Source organism: Burkholderia seminalis DSM 23518 (assembly GCF_902832885.1).
Taxonomy (GTDB): Bacteria; Pseudomonadota; Gammaproteobacteria; order Burkholderiales; family Burkholderiaceae; genus Burkholderia; species Burkholderia seminalis.
Genome location: NZ_CADFDK010000001.1, coordinates 1,250,631 through 1,265,412 on the forward strand (window position 1 = coordinate 1,250,631; position 14,782 = coordinate 1,265,412).

General features: G+C 66.4%; 13 protein-coding genes. All 13 read right to left on the reverse strand.

The features are described from left to right. Nucleotides 1-7: 7 nt before the first annotated feature. The 13 genes from astB to hpnJ all read right to left on the reverse strand — a co-directional run bounded on the left by astB (nucleotide 8) and on the right by hpnJ (nucleotide 14,766). On the reverse strand, nucleotides 8-1,348 hold the full coding sequence (astB, locus tag HWX00_RS05785) for an N-succinylarginine dihydrolase (RefSeq protein ID WP_034186553.1): 1,341 nt from the start codon (nucleotides 1,346-1,348) through the stop codon (nucleotides 8-10). Nucleotides 1,349-1,362: 14 nt separating this feature from the next. After that, on the reverse strand, nucleotides 1,363-2,826 hold the full coding sequence (gene astD, locus HWX00_RS05790; protein ID WP_034186552.1) for a succinylglutamate-semialdehyde dehydrogenase: 1,464 nt from the start codon (nucleotides 2,824-2,826) through the stop codon (nucleotides 1,363-1,365). Nucleotides 2,827-2,833: 7 nt separating this feature from the next. Next, nucleotides 2,834-3,880 (reverse strand): arginine N-succinyltransferase, encoded by a 1,047-nt coding sequence (gene astA / locus HWX00_RS05795; protein WP_175027835.1) that lies wholly within the window; start codon nucleotides 3,878-3,880, stop codon nucleotides 2,834-2,836. Beyond that, the gene (gene aruF / locus HWX00_RS05800) at nucleotides 3,877-4,929 is read right to left on the reverse strand and encodes an arginine/ornithine succinyltransferase subunit alpha (RefSeq protein ID WP_034186550.1); all 1,053 of its coding nucleotides are present in this window, start codon (nucleotides 4,927-4,929) and stop codon (nucleotides 3,877-3,879) included. The genes astA and aruF overlap by 4 nt, the downstream gene beginning before the upstream one ends. 31 nt (nucleotides 4,930-4,960) lie before the next feature. After that, nucleotides 4,961-6,193, reverse strand: coding sequence for an aspartate aminotransferase family protein (locus tag HWX00_RS05805; RefSeq protein ID WP_034186549.1), 1,233 nt, complete (start codon nucleotides 6,191-6,193; stop codon nucleotides 4,961-4,963). A 1,007-nt stretch (nucleotides 6,194-7,200) separates the two neighbouring features. Further along, complete coding sequence (locus HWX00_RS05810) at nucleotides 7,201-8,241, reverse strand: GlxA family transcriptional regulator (RefSeq protein ID WP_175027834.1); 1,041 nt, start codon at nucleotides 8,239-8,241, stop codon at nucleotides 7,201-7,203. A gap of 22 nt (nucleotides 8,242-8,263) precedes the next feature. Continuing rightward, the gene (locus tag HWX00_RS05815) at nucleotides 8,264-9,058 is read right to left on the reverse strand and encodes an ABC transporter ATP-binding protein (RefSeq protein WP_034186547.1); all 795 of its coding nucleotides are present in this window, start codon (nucleotides 9,056-9,058) and stop codon (nucleotides 8,264-8,266) included. A 20-nt stretch (nucleotides 9,059-9,078) separates the two neighbouring features. Continuing rightward, nucleotides 9,079-9,792, reverse strand: coding sequence for an ABC transporter permease (locus HWX00_RS05820; protein ID WP_034186546.1), 714 nt, complete (start codon nucleotides 9,790-9,792; stop codon nucleotides 9,079-9,081). Further along, nucleotides 9,789-10,478, reverse strand: coding sequence for an ABC transporter permease (locus HWX00_RS05825; RefSeq protein ID WP_006488734.1), 690 nt, complete (start codon nucleotides 10,476-10,478; stop codon nucleotides 9,789-9,791). The genes HWX00_RS05820 and HWX00_RS05825 overlap by 4 nt, the downstream gene beginning before the upstream one ends. Nucleotides 10,479-10,747: 269 nt before the next feature. Then, nucleotides 10,748-11,305 (reverse strand): lipoprotein, encoded by a 558-nt coding sequence (locus tag HWX00_RS05830; protein ID WP_034186545.1) that lies wholly within the window; start codon nucleotides 11,303-11,305, stop codon nucleotides 10,748-10,750. Between the two features lie 87 nt (nucleotides 11,306-11,392). Beyond that, complete coding sequence (locus tag HWX00_RS05835) at nucleotides 11,393-12,439, reverse strand: lysylphosphatidylglycerol synthase domain-containing protein (RefSeq protein WP_175027833.1); 1,047 nt, start codon at nucleotides 12,437-12,439, stop codon at nucleotides 11,393-11,395. Then, a complete protein-coding gene (gene hpnK / locus HWX00_RS05840) occupies nucleotides 12,436-13,320 on the reverse strand; it encodes a hopanoid biosynthesis-associated protein HpnK (protein WP_175027832.1) in 885 nt (294 codons plus the stop codon). The genes HWX00_RS05835 and hpnK overlap by 4 nt, the downstream gene beginning before the upstream one ends. Before the next feature lie 3 nt (nucleotides 13,321-13,323). Next, nucleotides 13,324-14,766 (reverse strand): hopanoid biosynthesis associated radical SAM protein HpnJ, encoded by a 1,443-nt coding sequence (gene hpnJ / locus HWX00_RS05845; RefSeq protein WP_376698784.1) that lies wholly within the window; start codon nucleotides 14,764-14,766, stop codon nucleotides 13,324-13,326. Nucleotides 14,767-14,782: the final 16 nt, after the last annotated feature.

Consider the following 14,782-nt stretch of genomic DNA (forward strand, 5'->3'; position numbering starts at 1 on the left):
CCGTGCCTCAGCGCTGGAAGTCATACAGCGAACCGACGCGCAGGATCTGCGTGAGTTCGTCGAGCGCCGTGCGCGATTCGTCGAGCAGCGCCGGATCGGCGAGATCTTCCGGTGCGAGGCGATCGCGGTAGTGCTTGTCGATCCATGCGTCGAGCGACGCGAACAGCGTGTCGTTGATCCACACGTTCGACGTGACCGCCGCGCGCTCCGCGTCGTTCAGCACGACGCGCAGGCGCAGGCATGCGGGGCCGCCGCCGTTCTTCATGCTTTCGCGCAGGTCGAACACGAGCACGTCGTGAATCGGGCCGTTGCCGGCCGCGAGGTGGTCGAGATAGGCCGCGACGTTGGCGTTCTCGCGACATTCCTGCGGCACGACGAGCACCTGCGAGCCGTCCGCGCGCGACAGCAGCTGGCTGTTGAACAGGTACGACGTCACCGCGTCGTTCACGCTCACGGCCGCTTCCGGCACCTCGATCACGTTCAGGCGCGCGCCGCGTGCGTCGAGCGCGGCGGTCAGCGTGTCGTAGATCGCCTGCTTGTTGACGAACGCGCGCTCGTGCGTGAACAGCGTGTCGCGGTTGCCGACCGAGATCACGTCGTTGTGGAACACGCCCGCGTCGATCACGTCCGGATCCTGCTGCGCGTAGACCGTCGCTTCCTCGGCGAGCCCGTGGCGATGCGCGACCGCGCGGCTCGCCTCGAAGGTCTGCCGTGCCGGGAAGCGCTTCGGTTCCGGCCCGCGGCGGTATTCCGCGCGGCCGTACACGAAGAATTCGATGCCCGGCTTGCCGTATTCCGCGCAGAAGCGCGTATGGTTCGCCGCGCCTTCGTCGCCGAGCGCCGGCGTGCCCGTCAGCGCTTCGTGCACCGCGAAGTGCGCGGGATCGGCGAACAGCGTCGACAGCGTGCGGCGCGTCGCTTCGTGCTCGATCGCGCGATGCAGCTTGCTGCACAGGTTCGCCGGCGTGAAGTGCACGCGGCCGTCGCTCGTGTCGGCCGACGGGCTGACCGTGGCCGCGTTCGCGGTCCACATCGCCGACGCCGAGCTCGCCGCGGCGAGCAGTTCCGGCGCCTGCTTCGCGGCCTTCGCGATCACGTCCGCGTCCTTGCCCGAGAAGCCGAGCTCGCGCAACAGGCGCAGCGACGGCCGCTCCTGCGGCGGCAGCACGCCCTGTGCGAAACCGAGATCGGCGAGCTGCTTCATCTTGCGCAGCCCCTGCTTCGCGGCGGCCTTCGGGTTCGCGGCCGACTTCTCGTTGTTGAGGGACGCCACGTTGCCGAACGACAGCCCGGCGTAGTTGTGGGTCGGGCCGACGAGCCCGTCGAAATTGGCTTCTTGTGCGTTCATCGTCGCTCCCTCGATCAGAAATGCAGGCCCGGCGACAGGCTCGCGGGCAAGGTCAGTTGCGTGCTTTCCACCGACGCCATCGGATACGCGCAGTAGTCGGCTGCGTAGTACGCGCTCGGGCGATGGTTGCCCGAGCGGCCCGTGCCGCCGAACGGCGCGGCGGACGACGCGCCGTTGGTCGGCCGGTTCCAGTTGACGATGCCGGCGCGGATCGTGCGGCGGAAGTGTTCCCATGCCTTCTCGTCGTCGGCCAGCAGGCCGGCGGACAGGCCGAACGCCGTGTCGTTCGCGCGCTCGATCGCTTCGTCGAACGTCGCGTAGCGGACGATCTGCGCGAGCGGGCCGAAATGTTCCTCGTCGGGCAGGTTGGCCACGCCCGTCACGTCGACGATCGCCGCGTTCACGAAGCCGAGGCGCGGATCGCGCTGCGTCATCGCGATGACCGGTTTCGCGCCCTGCTCGATCAGGCGCGACTGGGCATCGACCAGCTTCGCGGCCGCGCGTGCCGAGATCACCGCGCCCATGAACGGCTGCGGATCGGCATCGAACACGTCGGCCGTGATCTTCGACGTGACGTCCGCGAAGCGCGCGAGGAAGCGGTCGCCGAACGCGCCCTGCGGCACGAAGATGCGGCGCGCGCACGTGCAGCGCTGGCCGGCCGACAGGAACGCCGACTGGATCGTGTGATGCACGGCCGCGTCGATGTCCTCGACTTCGCCGATCACGAGCGGATTGTTGCCGCCCATTTCGAGCGCGAGCACGATCTCCGGACGGCCGCCGAACTGCTTGTGCAGCAGCGTGCCCGTATCGGAGCTGCCCGTGAAGAACAGTCCGTCGATCTGCCGATGGTTCGCGAGTGCGATGCCGGTGTCCTTCTCGCCCTGCACGAGGTTCAGCACGCCGGCCGGCAACCCGGCCTCCTTCCACACTTCGACCGTCGCGCGCGCGACGCCCGGCGCGAGTTCCGACGGCTTGAACACGACCGCATTGCCCGCGATCAGCGCGGGCACGATATGGCCGTTCGGCAAGTGGCCGGGGAAATTGTACGGACCGAACACCGCGACGACGCCGTGCGGACGGTGGCGCAGCACCGCGACGCCGTCGGCCATGTCCTGGCGCTTCTCGCCGGTGCGTTCCTGGTAGGCCTGAATCGAGATGCCGACCTTCGCGGCCATCGACGCGACTTCGGTGCGTGCTTCCCACAGCGGCTTGCCCGTCTCGCGGCCGATCGCGGTCGCGATCGCTTCCTTGCGTTCGTTGAGCAACGCGGCGAAACGCTTGACGATCGCGCAACGCGATTCGAAGTCGAGCGCCGACCAGCCGGCGAATGCACGGCGCGCGCTCGCGACCGCACGGTCGACGTCGGCCGCCGACGCGCTTTCGCCCTGCCATGCGATCTCGTCGGTGCCCGGGTTGCGCGAAGCGAACACGGGGCCCGAGCCCGCGACCCAGGCGCCGTCGATGAAGAGTTCCGTCATGATTCGTTTATCCCTGTTTGACTTTGAGCGGCAGCACGCGGACCGGATCGCCGGCCTTCACGTCGAGCGCGGCGGCATCGTCGGCCGACAGCACGAACGAGCCGTTCGCCACGACGCCCGGCGCGACGCCGACGCGGAAATCGCCGAGCGACGTATTCGACACCAGCGACCTCGGCGGATGGCCGCCCTGCGCGTCCTCGCGCGTGTCGGGCACGCCGATCGCGACCGGCACGACGACGCTCTCGCGCACCGTGCGCAGGTCGTTGATGTGGCATTCGAGCACGGGGCCCGCGTCGAAGATGTCGACGTGATTCTGGTAACGCAGCCCTTCCGCTTCGAGCATCTTGCGGGCCGGCAGCGTGTCGCGGTGCGTGAGGCCGACCGCGTCCTGCGCGTCCTGCGGCAGCAGGTCGACGTACACCGGGTAGCGCGGCATCAGTTCCGCGAGGAACGACTTGCGGCCGTGCGAGCTGAGGTAATCGGCTGCGTTGAAATCGATCTGGTAGAAGTGCGAACCGACTGCGCGCCAGAACGGCGACGTGCCGTCCTCGTCGAAGTGGCCGCGCAGTTCCGCGCAGAGGCGTTCCGGGAAGCGCTCGCGGAACTGCGCGATGAACATGAAGCGCGAGCGCGACAGCAGGCCGCCGACGCCGCCGGTGCGATAGCGCGGGCTCAGGAACAGCGAGCACACTTCCGCGTAGCCCGTCAGGTCGTGCGAGATGTTCAGCGCGGACATCCGCGTCCACACGCCGAGTTCCTGGCTCGCGTGCACGACGGTGCTCACGCGATAGTTGTAGAACGGCTGCTCGAGGCCGACCTGCGTTTCGATCCCGCACACGCCCGCGATGTCGCCCGTCTTCGATTCTTCCATCACGAAGAAGTAGCCGGCCTCGCCCGGCGCGGCCTGCCCGTCCAGCGTGCGGCGCGCGCGCGCGATACGCGCGGCGAGCGCGTCGCGGTCGGGCTTGAACGTGGTCAGGCCCGGCCCGGTTTCCTTCGCGAGCGACACGAGCGCGTCGACGTCGCCCGTTTGTACGACCCGAACGACGATCATGCTGCGTCTCCCTTCAAATCTTCATCGTCGCGGCGGTGCAGCGGCACGCAGCGCACGACATCGCCATCCTTCACATCGAGCGCCGCGCGCACGTCGCCGGCCAGCGGTGCCTCGGCCGTGTCGCCCGGCAGGTCGGCCAGCACGCAGCGGAACGATTCGCCGCTGCCCGTCGACACCAGGTACGCGACATCGCCCTGCTGGTGCGCGGCCTCGCGCACGACGCGCTCCGAGCCGTGCTTCACGCACGCGGTGCGGTCGACCTGCGCGGTCAGCACCGGGCCCGCGTCGAAGATGTCGACGAAGCGGTCGGGCTCGAAGCCTTCCTCGAGATGGATGTCGTATGCGAGCAAGGCCGTTTCGTTCGGCTCGCCGAGCACGCGCTGCGCGGCTTCCGGCAGCAGCGGCACGTAGAGCGGATAGGCCGGCATCACTTCGGCGATGAACGTGCGGCTGCGGCCGCCCGACGCGATGTCGACGTCGGTGAAATCGCGGCCGAAGAACTTGCGCCCCACCGCTTCCCAGAACGGCGATGCGCCGTTGCCGTCGCTCACGCCGAGCAGCAGCGTGAACACTTCCGGCGTGAAGCGCCGGCGGTTCGCGGCGATGTACATCATCCGCGCGCGCGAGATCAGGTGCGCGGCCGCATCGCCGCGCAGCGACGGATCAACGTAGAAGCCCGCGAGCCGGCTCTTGCCGGTCAGCTCGTGCGACATCGTGAGCGCGTGGATCTTGCGGTTCACGTGCAGCTCGCGCGACGCGTGGATCAGTGCGTCGTTGCGGAACGCGTAGAACGGCTCCGAGTAGCCGGCCGCGGCCACGATGCTCGCCGTGCCGAGCAGCTTGCCGGTCGACGACTCCTCGAGCACGAAGAGGTAGAACTCCTCGCCGGCGAAATCGACGTCCGCGCGAAACGAATCCTCGGAGAGCGCCACGCGCGCTTCGAGCGCCGCGCGGTCGTGCGGCAGCGAGTGCAGGACCGGCTGCGCGGTGCGCGCCATGTGCGCGAGCGCATCGAGATCCGTGAGTTTGCCGGGGCGAACAAATAGCATCGTCGTTCCTGTCTGCGGTGGGGGGCGCCGATCAGCGCGCGGTGGCTTCCTGTGCGGCGAGCACCTGTTCGACCGCCTTCTCGAAGCGCTTCACGCCTTCGTCGAGCAGGTCGAACGGGATCACCAGCGACGGGACGAAGCGCAGCACGTTCGGGCCGGCGATCAGCATGATCAGGCCGTTCTCGGCGGCGGCGGTGACGAAGTCCTTCGCGCGGCCGTCGAACGCGGCGGTGAGTTCGGCGCCGACCAGCAGGCCCTTGCCGCGCACGTCCTTGAAGATGCCGAAGCGTGCGTTGATGCGTTCGAGCGCGCCCTTCAGGCGCACGCTGCGTTCGCGCACGCCTTCGAGCAGTGCCGGATCGCCGATCAGCTCGACGACCTTGTCGGCGATCGCCGAGGCGAGCGGGTTGCCGCCGTACGTCGTGCCGTGCACGCCGACCTTGAAGTGCGCGGCCAGTTCGTTCGTCGTCAGCATCGCGCCGATCGGGAAGCCGTTGCCGAGCGCCTTCGCGGTCGTCAGGATGTCCGGCGTGACGCCCGTGTCCATGTACGCGTAGAACTGGCCCGTGCGGCCGACGCCCGTTTGCACTTCGTCGAAAATCAGCAGCGCGCCGTGCGCGTCGCACGCTTCGCGCAGCGCCTTCAGGAAGGCCGGATCGGCCGGGATCACGCCGCCTTCGCCTTGCACGGGCTCGACGATCACGGCGCAGGTTTGCGGGCCGATCGCGGCCTTCGCGGCTTCGATGTCGTTGTACGGCAGGTGCGTGATGCCGGCCGGCACGGGGCCGAAGCCTTCCGAGTACTTCGGCTGGCCGCCGACGCTGACCGTGAAGAACGTGCGGCCGTGGAACGACTGCACGAACGAGATGATTTCCGCTTTATCGGCGCCGTGGCGGTCGAACGCGACGCGGCGTGCGAGCTTCAATGCGGCTTCATTTGCTTCCGCGCCCGAGTTCGCGAAGAACGCGCGGTCGGCGAAGGTCAGCGATTCGAGACGCTTCGCGAGGCGCAGCACCGGCTCGTTCGTGTAGCCGTTGCCGATGTGCCAGAGCTTGCGGCTTTGTTCGTCCAGGACCTTCAGCAGTTCCGGGTGGCCGTGGCCCAGCGACGTGACCGCGATGCCGCACGCGAAATCGATGTATTCACGGCCAGCCGTGTCCCACACGCGGGAGCCCTCTGCGCGATCCGGCACGAACGGGGCGGGGGAAAATACCGGCACCATCACTTCGTCGAATGTCTGGCGGGTCACGGTCGAGGTCGTCATGGTCGTTCCTTTCGGTTTCGTAAGAGGGTTCAACAGGATCAAGTTTAGGTAAGGGTGACGCAAGCGTCTTGCGGATTTGCGACGGGTTCTATCGGAAGCGGATAGTGCGCTTTTATTTTGCCTTCTGGGGTGGGGGGTGGTTTTTTTTGGGGGGTTTTGGGCGGTTCGCTCGCGTTTTGACGTGAATTGCCTGTGATCGTAATGGTCTATTAGCGTCGCCCCTGCGCGGGGCGGCGGTTACTTTTCTTTGTCTTGCCAAAGAAAAGTAACCAAAAGAAAGGCGCTTGAGAACGCAAGACTTCCCGGTGCCATAGCCTGCAAAGTGGCCCTCGCCTAAGTGTCCGCGCCAGCAAGGAACCCGGAGTGGTTCGAGCAATGGTTCTGACATCACTCATCCCCCAGCGGAGCGGTATACCGCCCGCCAGCTCCGCCCTCGCTTCGCTCGGCCGACAGGTACACCCCTCCAGCATCGCCATCGATCAGCAATCGCCCTCACTCGTCTGGGCAAGACGTCATTTTCGGTGAACACCTGATTCGCTGCCCCGGCCAGGAAAAATGGGGTACAGCAATACACCGCGAGCAATGATCGATTTGCAGGCGGCGTAATTGCACGATCGATGTGAATCGTCGGAGATGCCTGGCAGGCAACGGCTCCTGGATAAGCAAACGTGCGCACCGCACGACCAGAAGCACCTTGCAGCCGAGCGAAGCGAGGATGGAGCTGGCGGGCGGTATACCGCTCCGCTGGAGGATGAGTGGAGTCAGAACCATTGCTCGAACCACTCCGGGTTCCTTGCTGGCGCGGACACTTAGGCGAGGGCCACTTTGCTGACCATGGCACCGGGAAGTCTTGCGTTCTCACAGCGCCTTTCTTTTGGTTACTTTTCTTTGGCAAGACAAAGAAAAGTAACCGCCGCCCCGCGCAGGGGCGACGCTAATAGACCATTACGATCACAGGCAATTCACGTCAAAACGCGAGCGAACCGCCTCAAAAAAACCCAAAAAAATCAATCCTTCCCCCGCTCCACGAGCGCCCCCGCCCGCGGCTCACTCCCCCCACCTGTCTGCTTCTCGAGCCACGCGCGCCGATCCTCCCGAGGCGTGACCCCGAACCTTTCGCGATACGCATTAGAAAAGTGCGCAGCAGAAGAAAACCCACAAGCGAGACTAACCTGCACGACCGACTTGCTGGTCCGCTGCAACTGCGTCCTGGCCTTGAGCAATCGGAGATTGAGGTAATACTTGGAGGGCATCGCCCCGAGATACTGTCGAAAAAGCCGCTCCAACTGTCGGCGCGACACGCCGACCAGCTCGGCGATCTCGTCGGTCGTCAGCGGATCCTCGACATTGGCCTCCATCAGCAGCAACGCGTCATTCAACCGAGGATGCCGCTCACCGGGCGCGGTGACGAAGGGAATCCGCTGCCGCTCCTCGCCGCTGCGCAAGGTCCCGGCGCCAAGCGCATCGGCAATCCGCTCGCCCAGCTCGGGCCCGTGTTCCCGGCCAATCATGGCCAGCATGAAATCGACGGTCGCCTGCCCGCCGGCACAGGTCGCCCGATCGCGATCGATCTCGAAAATCTGCTGCGTGACGATCGACCGCTCGAACTGCTCGGCGAACTGCTGATACGTCTCCCAGTTCACGCTCACGCGATACCCGGAAAGCTGCCCGGCCATCGCGAGCCACCACACGCCGTGGTGAATGCCGGTCACGACCGGCGTCCGCTGCCCGACCCGCGCGAGACTCGCGAGAAACAGCCGGTAATCGGCAAACTGCTGAAACCGCTCGGTCACGACGATCAGCCAGTCGCATGCGATCGCATCGTTGAACGCCGCATCGGCATGCCACTGCGCCCCGCCCGCGAGCGGCACGGGCCGCCCGTCCCACGAACACACCTGCCAGCGGTACAGCAGCCGCCCGTCGATCTCGTTCGCCAGATTCAACGCATCGACGATCGGACCCACGCCCGACATCGACACGGGCGGCAATGCAACGATCACCACCTGCGTCGTGCGGGTGGCGCCTGCGGGACGAGACACCGGTACCACGGCTGAAACCTGCCCCGTCGCGTTACTTGAGGCTGCCCGACAGGAACTGCTTGAGCCGCTCGCTCTGCGGGCGCACCAGCACCTCCTTCGGATCGCCCTCTTCCTCGGTCCGCCCCTGATGCAGAAACATCACATGATTCGACACGTTGCGCGCGAAACCCATCTCGTGCGTGACGACGATCATCGTGCGGCCTTCCTCGGCCAGCTTCTGCATCACCTTCAGCACTTCACCCACCAGCTCCGGGTCGAGCGCCGACGTCGGCTCGTCGAACAGCATCACGTCCGGATGCATCGCGAGCGCACGCGCGATCGCGACGCGCTGCTGCTGGCCGCCGGACAGGTGCGACGGATACTGCTTCTCGACGCGCGGCGGCAGGCCGACCTTCTCCAGGTACTCGCGCGCACGATCCTCGGCTTCCTTCTTGGAAATGCCGAGCACGTGCACGGGTGCCTCCATCACGTTCTCGAGCACGTTCATGTGCGCCCACAGGTTGAAGTGCTGGAACACCATCGCGAGCTTCGTGCGGATACGCTGCAGCTGCTTGTGATCGGCAACTTCGAGCGCGCCGGCGCGGTCGGCCTTCGTGCGGACGGCCTCGCCGTCGACGACGATCTGCCCCGCATTCGGCCGCTCGAGGAAGTTGATGCAGCGCAGGAACGTGCTCTTGCCCGAGCCGCTCGCGCCGATGATGCTGATGACGTCACCGGCCTTCGCGTTCAGCGACACGCCCTTGAGCACTTCGTTGTCGCCATAGCGCTTGTGGATGTCGAGCGCCGCAAGCTTGGTGGCACCGTGCGTTTGAGTGATCTCGGCCAACTGGCTCTCCTCGAAGTGAATCAATGACGGGCGGCCGCGAGATACGCGAGCCAGTGGCGCTCCGCCCGGCGAAACGCCGCGACGAGTGCGAACGATACCGCAAGATAGATCAGCGCGGCGATTCCGAACGACTGGAACGCCATGTAGGTCGCGGAATTCGCGTCACGCGCGACCTTCAGGATGTCCGGCACGGTCGCCGTGAACGCCACGGTCGTCGCGTGCAGCATCAGGATCACCTCGTTGCTGTACAGCGGCAGCGCACGGCGCAGCGCCGACGGCAGGATCACGCGGCGATACATCGTGAACGGCGACATCCCGTACGCACGCGCCGCCTCGACCTCGCCGTGCGGAATCGCACGGATCGCGCCGGCGAAGATCTCGGTCGTGTACGCGCAGGTATTCAGCGCGAACGCGAGAATCGCGCAATTGAAGCCGCTGCGGAAGAACGCATCGAGCAGCGAGTGCGACCGCACGAACTCGAGGCTGTACATGCCCGTGTACATCAGCAGCAGCTGCACGTAGAGCGGCGTGCCGCGAAACACGTACGTGTAGAACCGCACGGGCATCGACACCCACTTCTTCTTCGACACGCGCGCGACCGCGAGCGGCACCGCGCACACGAAGCCGAGCGAGATCGACGCAACGAGCAGCCACAACGTCACCGCGAGGCCGGAGAGGCGCTGGCCGTCCCAGAAAAGGAACGCCTTGCCGAATTCCTGGAGGATCTCGATCATAGTTCTGCGTGCCGCACGCCCATGGAATATCGCTTCTCGAGCTGGATCAGCACGAGGTTGGAAACGGTCGTGATCGCGAGGTAGATCAGCGCCGCGACGAGGATGAAGAAGAACATGTTGAACGTGCTCTTGCCGGCGTCCTGCGCGGCCTTCACGACGTCCGCGAGGCCGATGATCGACACCAGCGCGGTCGCCTTCACGAGCACCTGCCAGTTGTTGCCGATGCCCGGCAGCGCGAAGCGCATCATCTGCGGAAACATGATCCGCGCGAACACGCGCGCGCCGCTCATCCCGTAAGCCGCGCCGGCCTCGAGCTGGCCGCGCGGCACCGACAGGAACGCACCGCGGAAGGTCTCGGTGAAATACGCGCCGTAGATGAAGCCGAGCGTCAGCACGCCGGCCACGAACGGGTCGATGTCGATCTGGTTCCAGCCGACGAGGTCGGTGAACTGGTTCAGCCAGATCTGGATGCTGTAGAACAACAGCAGCATCAGCACAAGATCGGGCACCGAGCGGATCAGCGTCGTATAACCGGTCGCGATCGCTCGCAGCACCCGGTTGTGCGACAGCTTCGCCACCGCGCCGATCAGCCCCAGCGCCACCGCAGTGGCAAGCGACAGCACCGACAGCTCGATGGTCTGCACGGTGCCGGCCCAGAGAACAGGACCAAAGCCGTAAAGGAACACGCGCGTCTCCAGAGTTGGAATGGATGCCGACGCGTCGCCTGTCCCGCGCCGGGCTGACGCGGATAGTCGCAAGCGAAATTGATTGTCTCAAATCACCTGGCGTGCGATTGCTGCATCGCAGCAACCCGCCTCGTCATTTGCGACCGATGTCTACTTCGCTGTTTCAAAAGGAAAAAAGCCGCTTCCTGACAGTCGGATGACACGCAGGGAAGCGGACTTTTTGCAATTTTCCGGTCGCTTTTTCGATATAGCGCCGCAGACGGCCGCGCTTACCGTCCCTTCAGGATGTCGGAGCGCGAAGTCGTATAGACCAGCCCGTCCGGGCCGAAATGGACGTTGAAGAACGCGTCGGTGTTGACGCCGTCCTCGAGCCAGCGCCAGCTCCAGACCGTCTCGGGCTTCAGCGGATACTGCGCGATGTCGCCGGGCTTGCCGAGCAGGCGCCGCACCTCGTCCTCGTTCATCCCCGGGCGCACCTTCGCGAAATTCTCGGCGGTCAGCACCTGCGTCGCGCCCGCGTAGCGCCCGTTCGCATCGAGATCGACGAACCAGGTCTGGTTGCCCATCGGGCCGCGCGGATATTCGTAGCGCTTCGAGCCGTCGGTGAACTCGCGCACGATCTCGGGCTTGCCCATCGTGCCGCGCACGTCGGCCTCGGTCGATTCGCCGACCTTCAGCCCCTTGAGCAGCAGCGGCGCGGGCTTGATCGCGTTGAAGAAGTCCCTGATACGTTGCACGTCGAGGTCGCCTTGCTTGTCGTCGCAGCCGGTCAGCGCCAGCGCGGCGGCCAGCATCGTCACGGGAAGCAGCCGGAATCGGAAAATCATCGGAAGAAATGCGCGTCGAGAAAACACGCGGCAAGGATACCCGTGCGACGCCAAAAGCGCGAGACGGGCGCACGGCCCGTCTCCTGTTCAATGCGTCGTTTCGGTTTCCGTCTCGGCTTCGGTCACGCGGCCCGCCTGCGCCGCGCGCGGCGCGGCCGGCGGCGCACCGATGCGGCGGCGCGTACGCACAAGCTCGGCAAGCTGCCACGAGCCGAGCGCCAGGCAGCCGAACAGCACCTCGCGGCCGCGCTTGACCACCGCGAGCGACAGCGCCGTCTCGCGGTCGACGCCGAACATCTGCGCGAGCAGCACGACGGTCGCCTCCTGCACGCCGAGCCCGCCCGGCACCATGAACGCCGCATGCCGCACGGCCTGCGTCATCGCCTCGATCGCGATCGCGCCGCCGACCGACACCGGATGGCCGAGCAACGCGAGCGCCCAGTAGATCTCGAGCGCGCCGAGCACATAGCCGGCCAGTTGCCAGAAGAATGCGCTGAACAGCAGGCCCGTGCGCGACATCAGCGCGTCGATGTCGGCGTCGAGCCGGCGCCCGTCGACGCCCTGCAGCAGCCGGTGCGAATCGCCGAGCAGGCGCCCCGCGAAACGCTCGATCGCGTGGAAGACGCCGCCGCGCCGCATCAGCACGACGCCGAGCACCGGCAACGGCAGCGTCAGCAGCAGCGCGAGACCGATCGTGCCGCCGCCCATGTTGTCCGTCGTCGCGAGCAGCAGCACGAGGCCGAGCGCCGCGAAGGCATACTGGACGACGATCGTCACGAGCACTTCGACGATCACCGATGCGGTGACACGGCTCGCATCGGGCACCTGCCAGCGCGCGAGCCGGATGCCGACGATCTCGCCGCCGATCCCGACCACCGGCAGCAGCCGGTTCACGGCCTCGCGCACGGTCGCGATCCACCACAGGAACGGCAGCGAACTGCGCCGGTCGAGCAGCAGGTGCCACGCGTACGCATCGAGCAGCAGCGGCAGCCCATGGAACGGCACGAGCCACAGCAGCGCATAGCCGGCGCGCGCGAGCATCTGCGACACGTCGCCGACGCCTTCGTGCAGCCCCAGCGCGAGCAGGATGCTGATGCCGATCGGCCAGCCGAGCCACTTGATCCACTTGCTCATGACGGCTGCGCTCCCGGTGCGCGCGCCGCCTGCGCGCCGCGACGTGCCGCGGGCTGGCCGAAGACGTCGGCAAAGCCGCCGGTCGCGACGCCCGCCGCCTTCAGCGCGGCCGCCACGCGCGGCGACAGCAGCGCGTCGAGTTCGTCGACCGGACGGTAGCCGGCCATCGTCGGCGTGATCGGGCCGTCGCCGGCCTCGGCCGGATGGCAGTAGATCTCGCCGACGCCCGGCGGCAGCGTCGCGAGCGCGTCGAGCAGCACGGCCTCGTCCATCGCGCCCGTCTGCGCGATCCCGACCACGTAGTCGTTGTGCGCGAGCCCGGCGCGGTCGAGCCGCGCGCGCACGAGCGCGATCCACGGCTTGAGCAGCGCGGGCGCGCTCGTCTCGTACGGCAACCGCACCGCGCGCAACCCGTAGTCGCGGCCGATCTCGATGATCATCGACAGCACGGTCGGATGCAGGTGGAAATGCTTGTGCGCGTTCACGTGATCGAGCGGCAGGCCGCTCGCCGCGAACGCGTCGAACTGCGCCCGGATCTCGCGGCGCAGTTGCGCGCGAACGTGCGGCAGGAAGAAAAAGCGACAGCCGTCCTTCGCCATCGCGTCGCCGAACCGCCCGTCGGGCCCGACGAGCGCGGGAATGTCATGCGCGGGCAGCGTGGCCGGCCCGTCCGCGAGCACCAGGTGCAGGCCGACCGCGAGCGACGGCAGCCGCCGCGCGCGGTCGATCGCATCCCGCGCCGCGGGCGCACCGACCATCAGGCTCGCGGCATTCAGCACGCCGTCGCGATGCGCGCGCTCGACCGCCGCGTTGACGCGCGGGTGCAGCCCGAAATCGTCCGCGGTGAAGATCAGCGCCCGCGCCGCCCGCTGCGTCGCCACGGATTACGCCTCGTGCGCGCGCAGGAAGCGGAAGAACTCGACGCCTTCGCGCAGGCGGCGCTTCATCATGTCCCAGCTCGTCAGCATCTCGCGCACGATCTCCCAGATCTTCGACGGGCGGAAATAGAACTCGCGATAGAACTGCTCGAGGTGGTGATAGATCTCGTCGCGCGACAGGTGCGCGTAGCCGATCGCCGCGAGCTGCACGCCTTCCTTGCTCACCAGGTTGATCGTCTTGTTCTCTTCCATCCAGCCGTTTTCGACGGCCTGCTTGTAGAGCGTCGTGCCCGGATACGGCGCGGCGAGCGAGACCTGGATCGTGTGCGGATTGATTTCCTTCGCGTACTCGATCGTCTTCTTGATGGTTTCCTGCGTCTCGCCCGGCAGGCCGAGGATGAAGGTGCCGTGGATCTTGATGCCGAGCTTCTTGCAGTCCGCGCTGAAGCGGCGCGCGAAATCGGTGCGCACGCCCTTCTTGATGTTCACGAGGATCTGGTCGTCGCCGGATTCGAAGCCGACCAGCAGCAGACGCAGGCCGTTTTCCTTCATGACCTTCAGCGTCTTGTACGGCACGTTGGCCTTCGCGTTGCACGACCACGTGATGCCGAGCTTGCCCAGGCCGATGGCGATGGCTTCGGCGCGCGGCAGGTCGTCGGTGAAGGTGTCGTCGTCGAACATCAGTTCCTTCACTTCCGGCATGTTGTCGCGGATCCACTTCGCTTCCGCGAGCACGTTCTCGACCGAGCGCGTGCGGTAGCGATGGCCGCTGACCGTCTGCGGCCACAGGCAGAACGTGCAGCGCGACTTGCAGCCGCGGCCCGTGTAGATCGACACGTACGGATAGTTCAGGTAGCCGATGAAGTAGTTGTCGATCTTCAGGTCGCGCTTGTAGACGGGCGCGACGAACGGCAGCTCGTCCATGTTCTCGAGGATCGGACGCGCTTCGTTGTGCTCGATCGAGCCGTCCTTCGCGCGCCAGCTCAGGCCCTTGATCTCGGGGAACGGCTTGCCTTCGGCGAGCTCCTTGCACGTGTAGTCGAATTCCTCGCGGCACACGAAGTCGATTGCGTCGCTCGCCGTGAGCGAGTTGTGCGGATCGACCATCACCTTCGCGCCCACCATGCCGACCAGCATCGACGGCTTCATCTTCTTGAGATCCTGCGCGAACATCGCGTCGGTCGGGAACGACGGCGTGCTCGTGTGAATGATCACGAGGTCGTAGTCGTTGGCGATCTTCAGCGTTTCCTCGACCGACAGGCCGTCGGCCGGTGCATCGACGACACGGCTGCCCGGCACGAGCGCGGCCGGCTGCGCGAGCCAGGTCGGATACCAGAAGGAACGGATTTCGCGCTTCGCCTGATAGCGCGAGCCGGCTCCGCCGTCGAAGCCGTCATACGAAGGGGCCTGCAAGAACAGCGTTTTCATGAATGCTCCGGTAGCCTGCATAGTTCGTTTCGTTGCA

Bases quoted from the DNA above. Each gene is read 5' to 3' on its own strand.
- astB (WP_034186553.1), bottom strand. From the start codon at position 1,348: ATGAACGCACAAGAAGCCAATTTCGACGGGCTCGTCGGCCCGACCCAC.
- astD (WP_034186552.1), bottom strand. From the start codon at position 2,826: ATGACGGAACTCTTCATCGACGGCGCCTGGGTCGCGGGCTCGGGCCCC.
- astA (WP_175027835.1), bottom strand. From the start codon at position 3,880: ATGATCGTCGTTCGGGTCGTACAAACGGGCGACGTCGACGCGCTCGTG.
- aruF (WP_034186550.1), bottom strand. From the start codon at position 4,929: ATGCTATTTGTTCGCCCCGGCAAACTCACGGATCTCGATGCGCTCGCG.
- HWX00_RS05805 (WP_034186549.1), bottom strand. From the start codon at position 6,193: ATGACGACCTCGACCGTGACCCGCCAGACATTCGACGAAGTGATGGTG.
- HWX00_RS05820 (WP_034186546.1), bottom strand. From the start codon at position 9,792: ATGATCGAGATCCTCCAGGAATTCGGCAAGGCGTTCCTTTTCTGGGAC.
- HWX00_RS05830 (WP_034186545.1), bottom strand. From the start codon at position 11,305: ATGATTTTCCGATTCCGGCTGCTTCCCGTGACGATGCTGGCCGCCGCG.
- HWX00_RS05835 (WP_175027833.1), bottom strand. From the start codon at position 12,439: ATGAGCAAGTGGATCAAGTGGCTCGGCTGGCCGATCGGCATCAGCATC.
- hpnJ (WP_376698784.1), bottom strand. From the start codon at position 14,766: ATGCAGGCTACCGGAGCATTCATGAAAACGCTGTTCTTGCAGGCCCCT.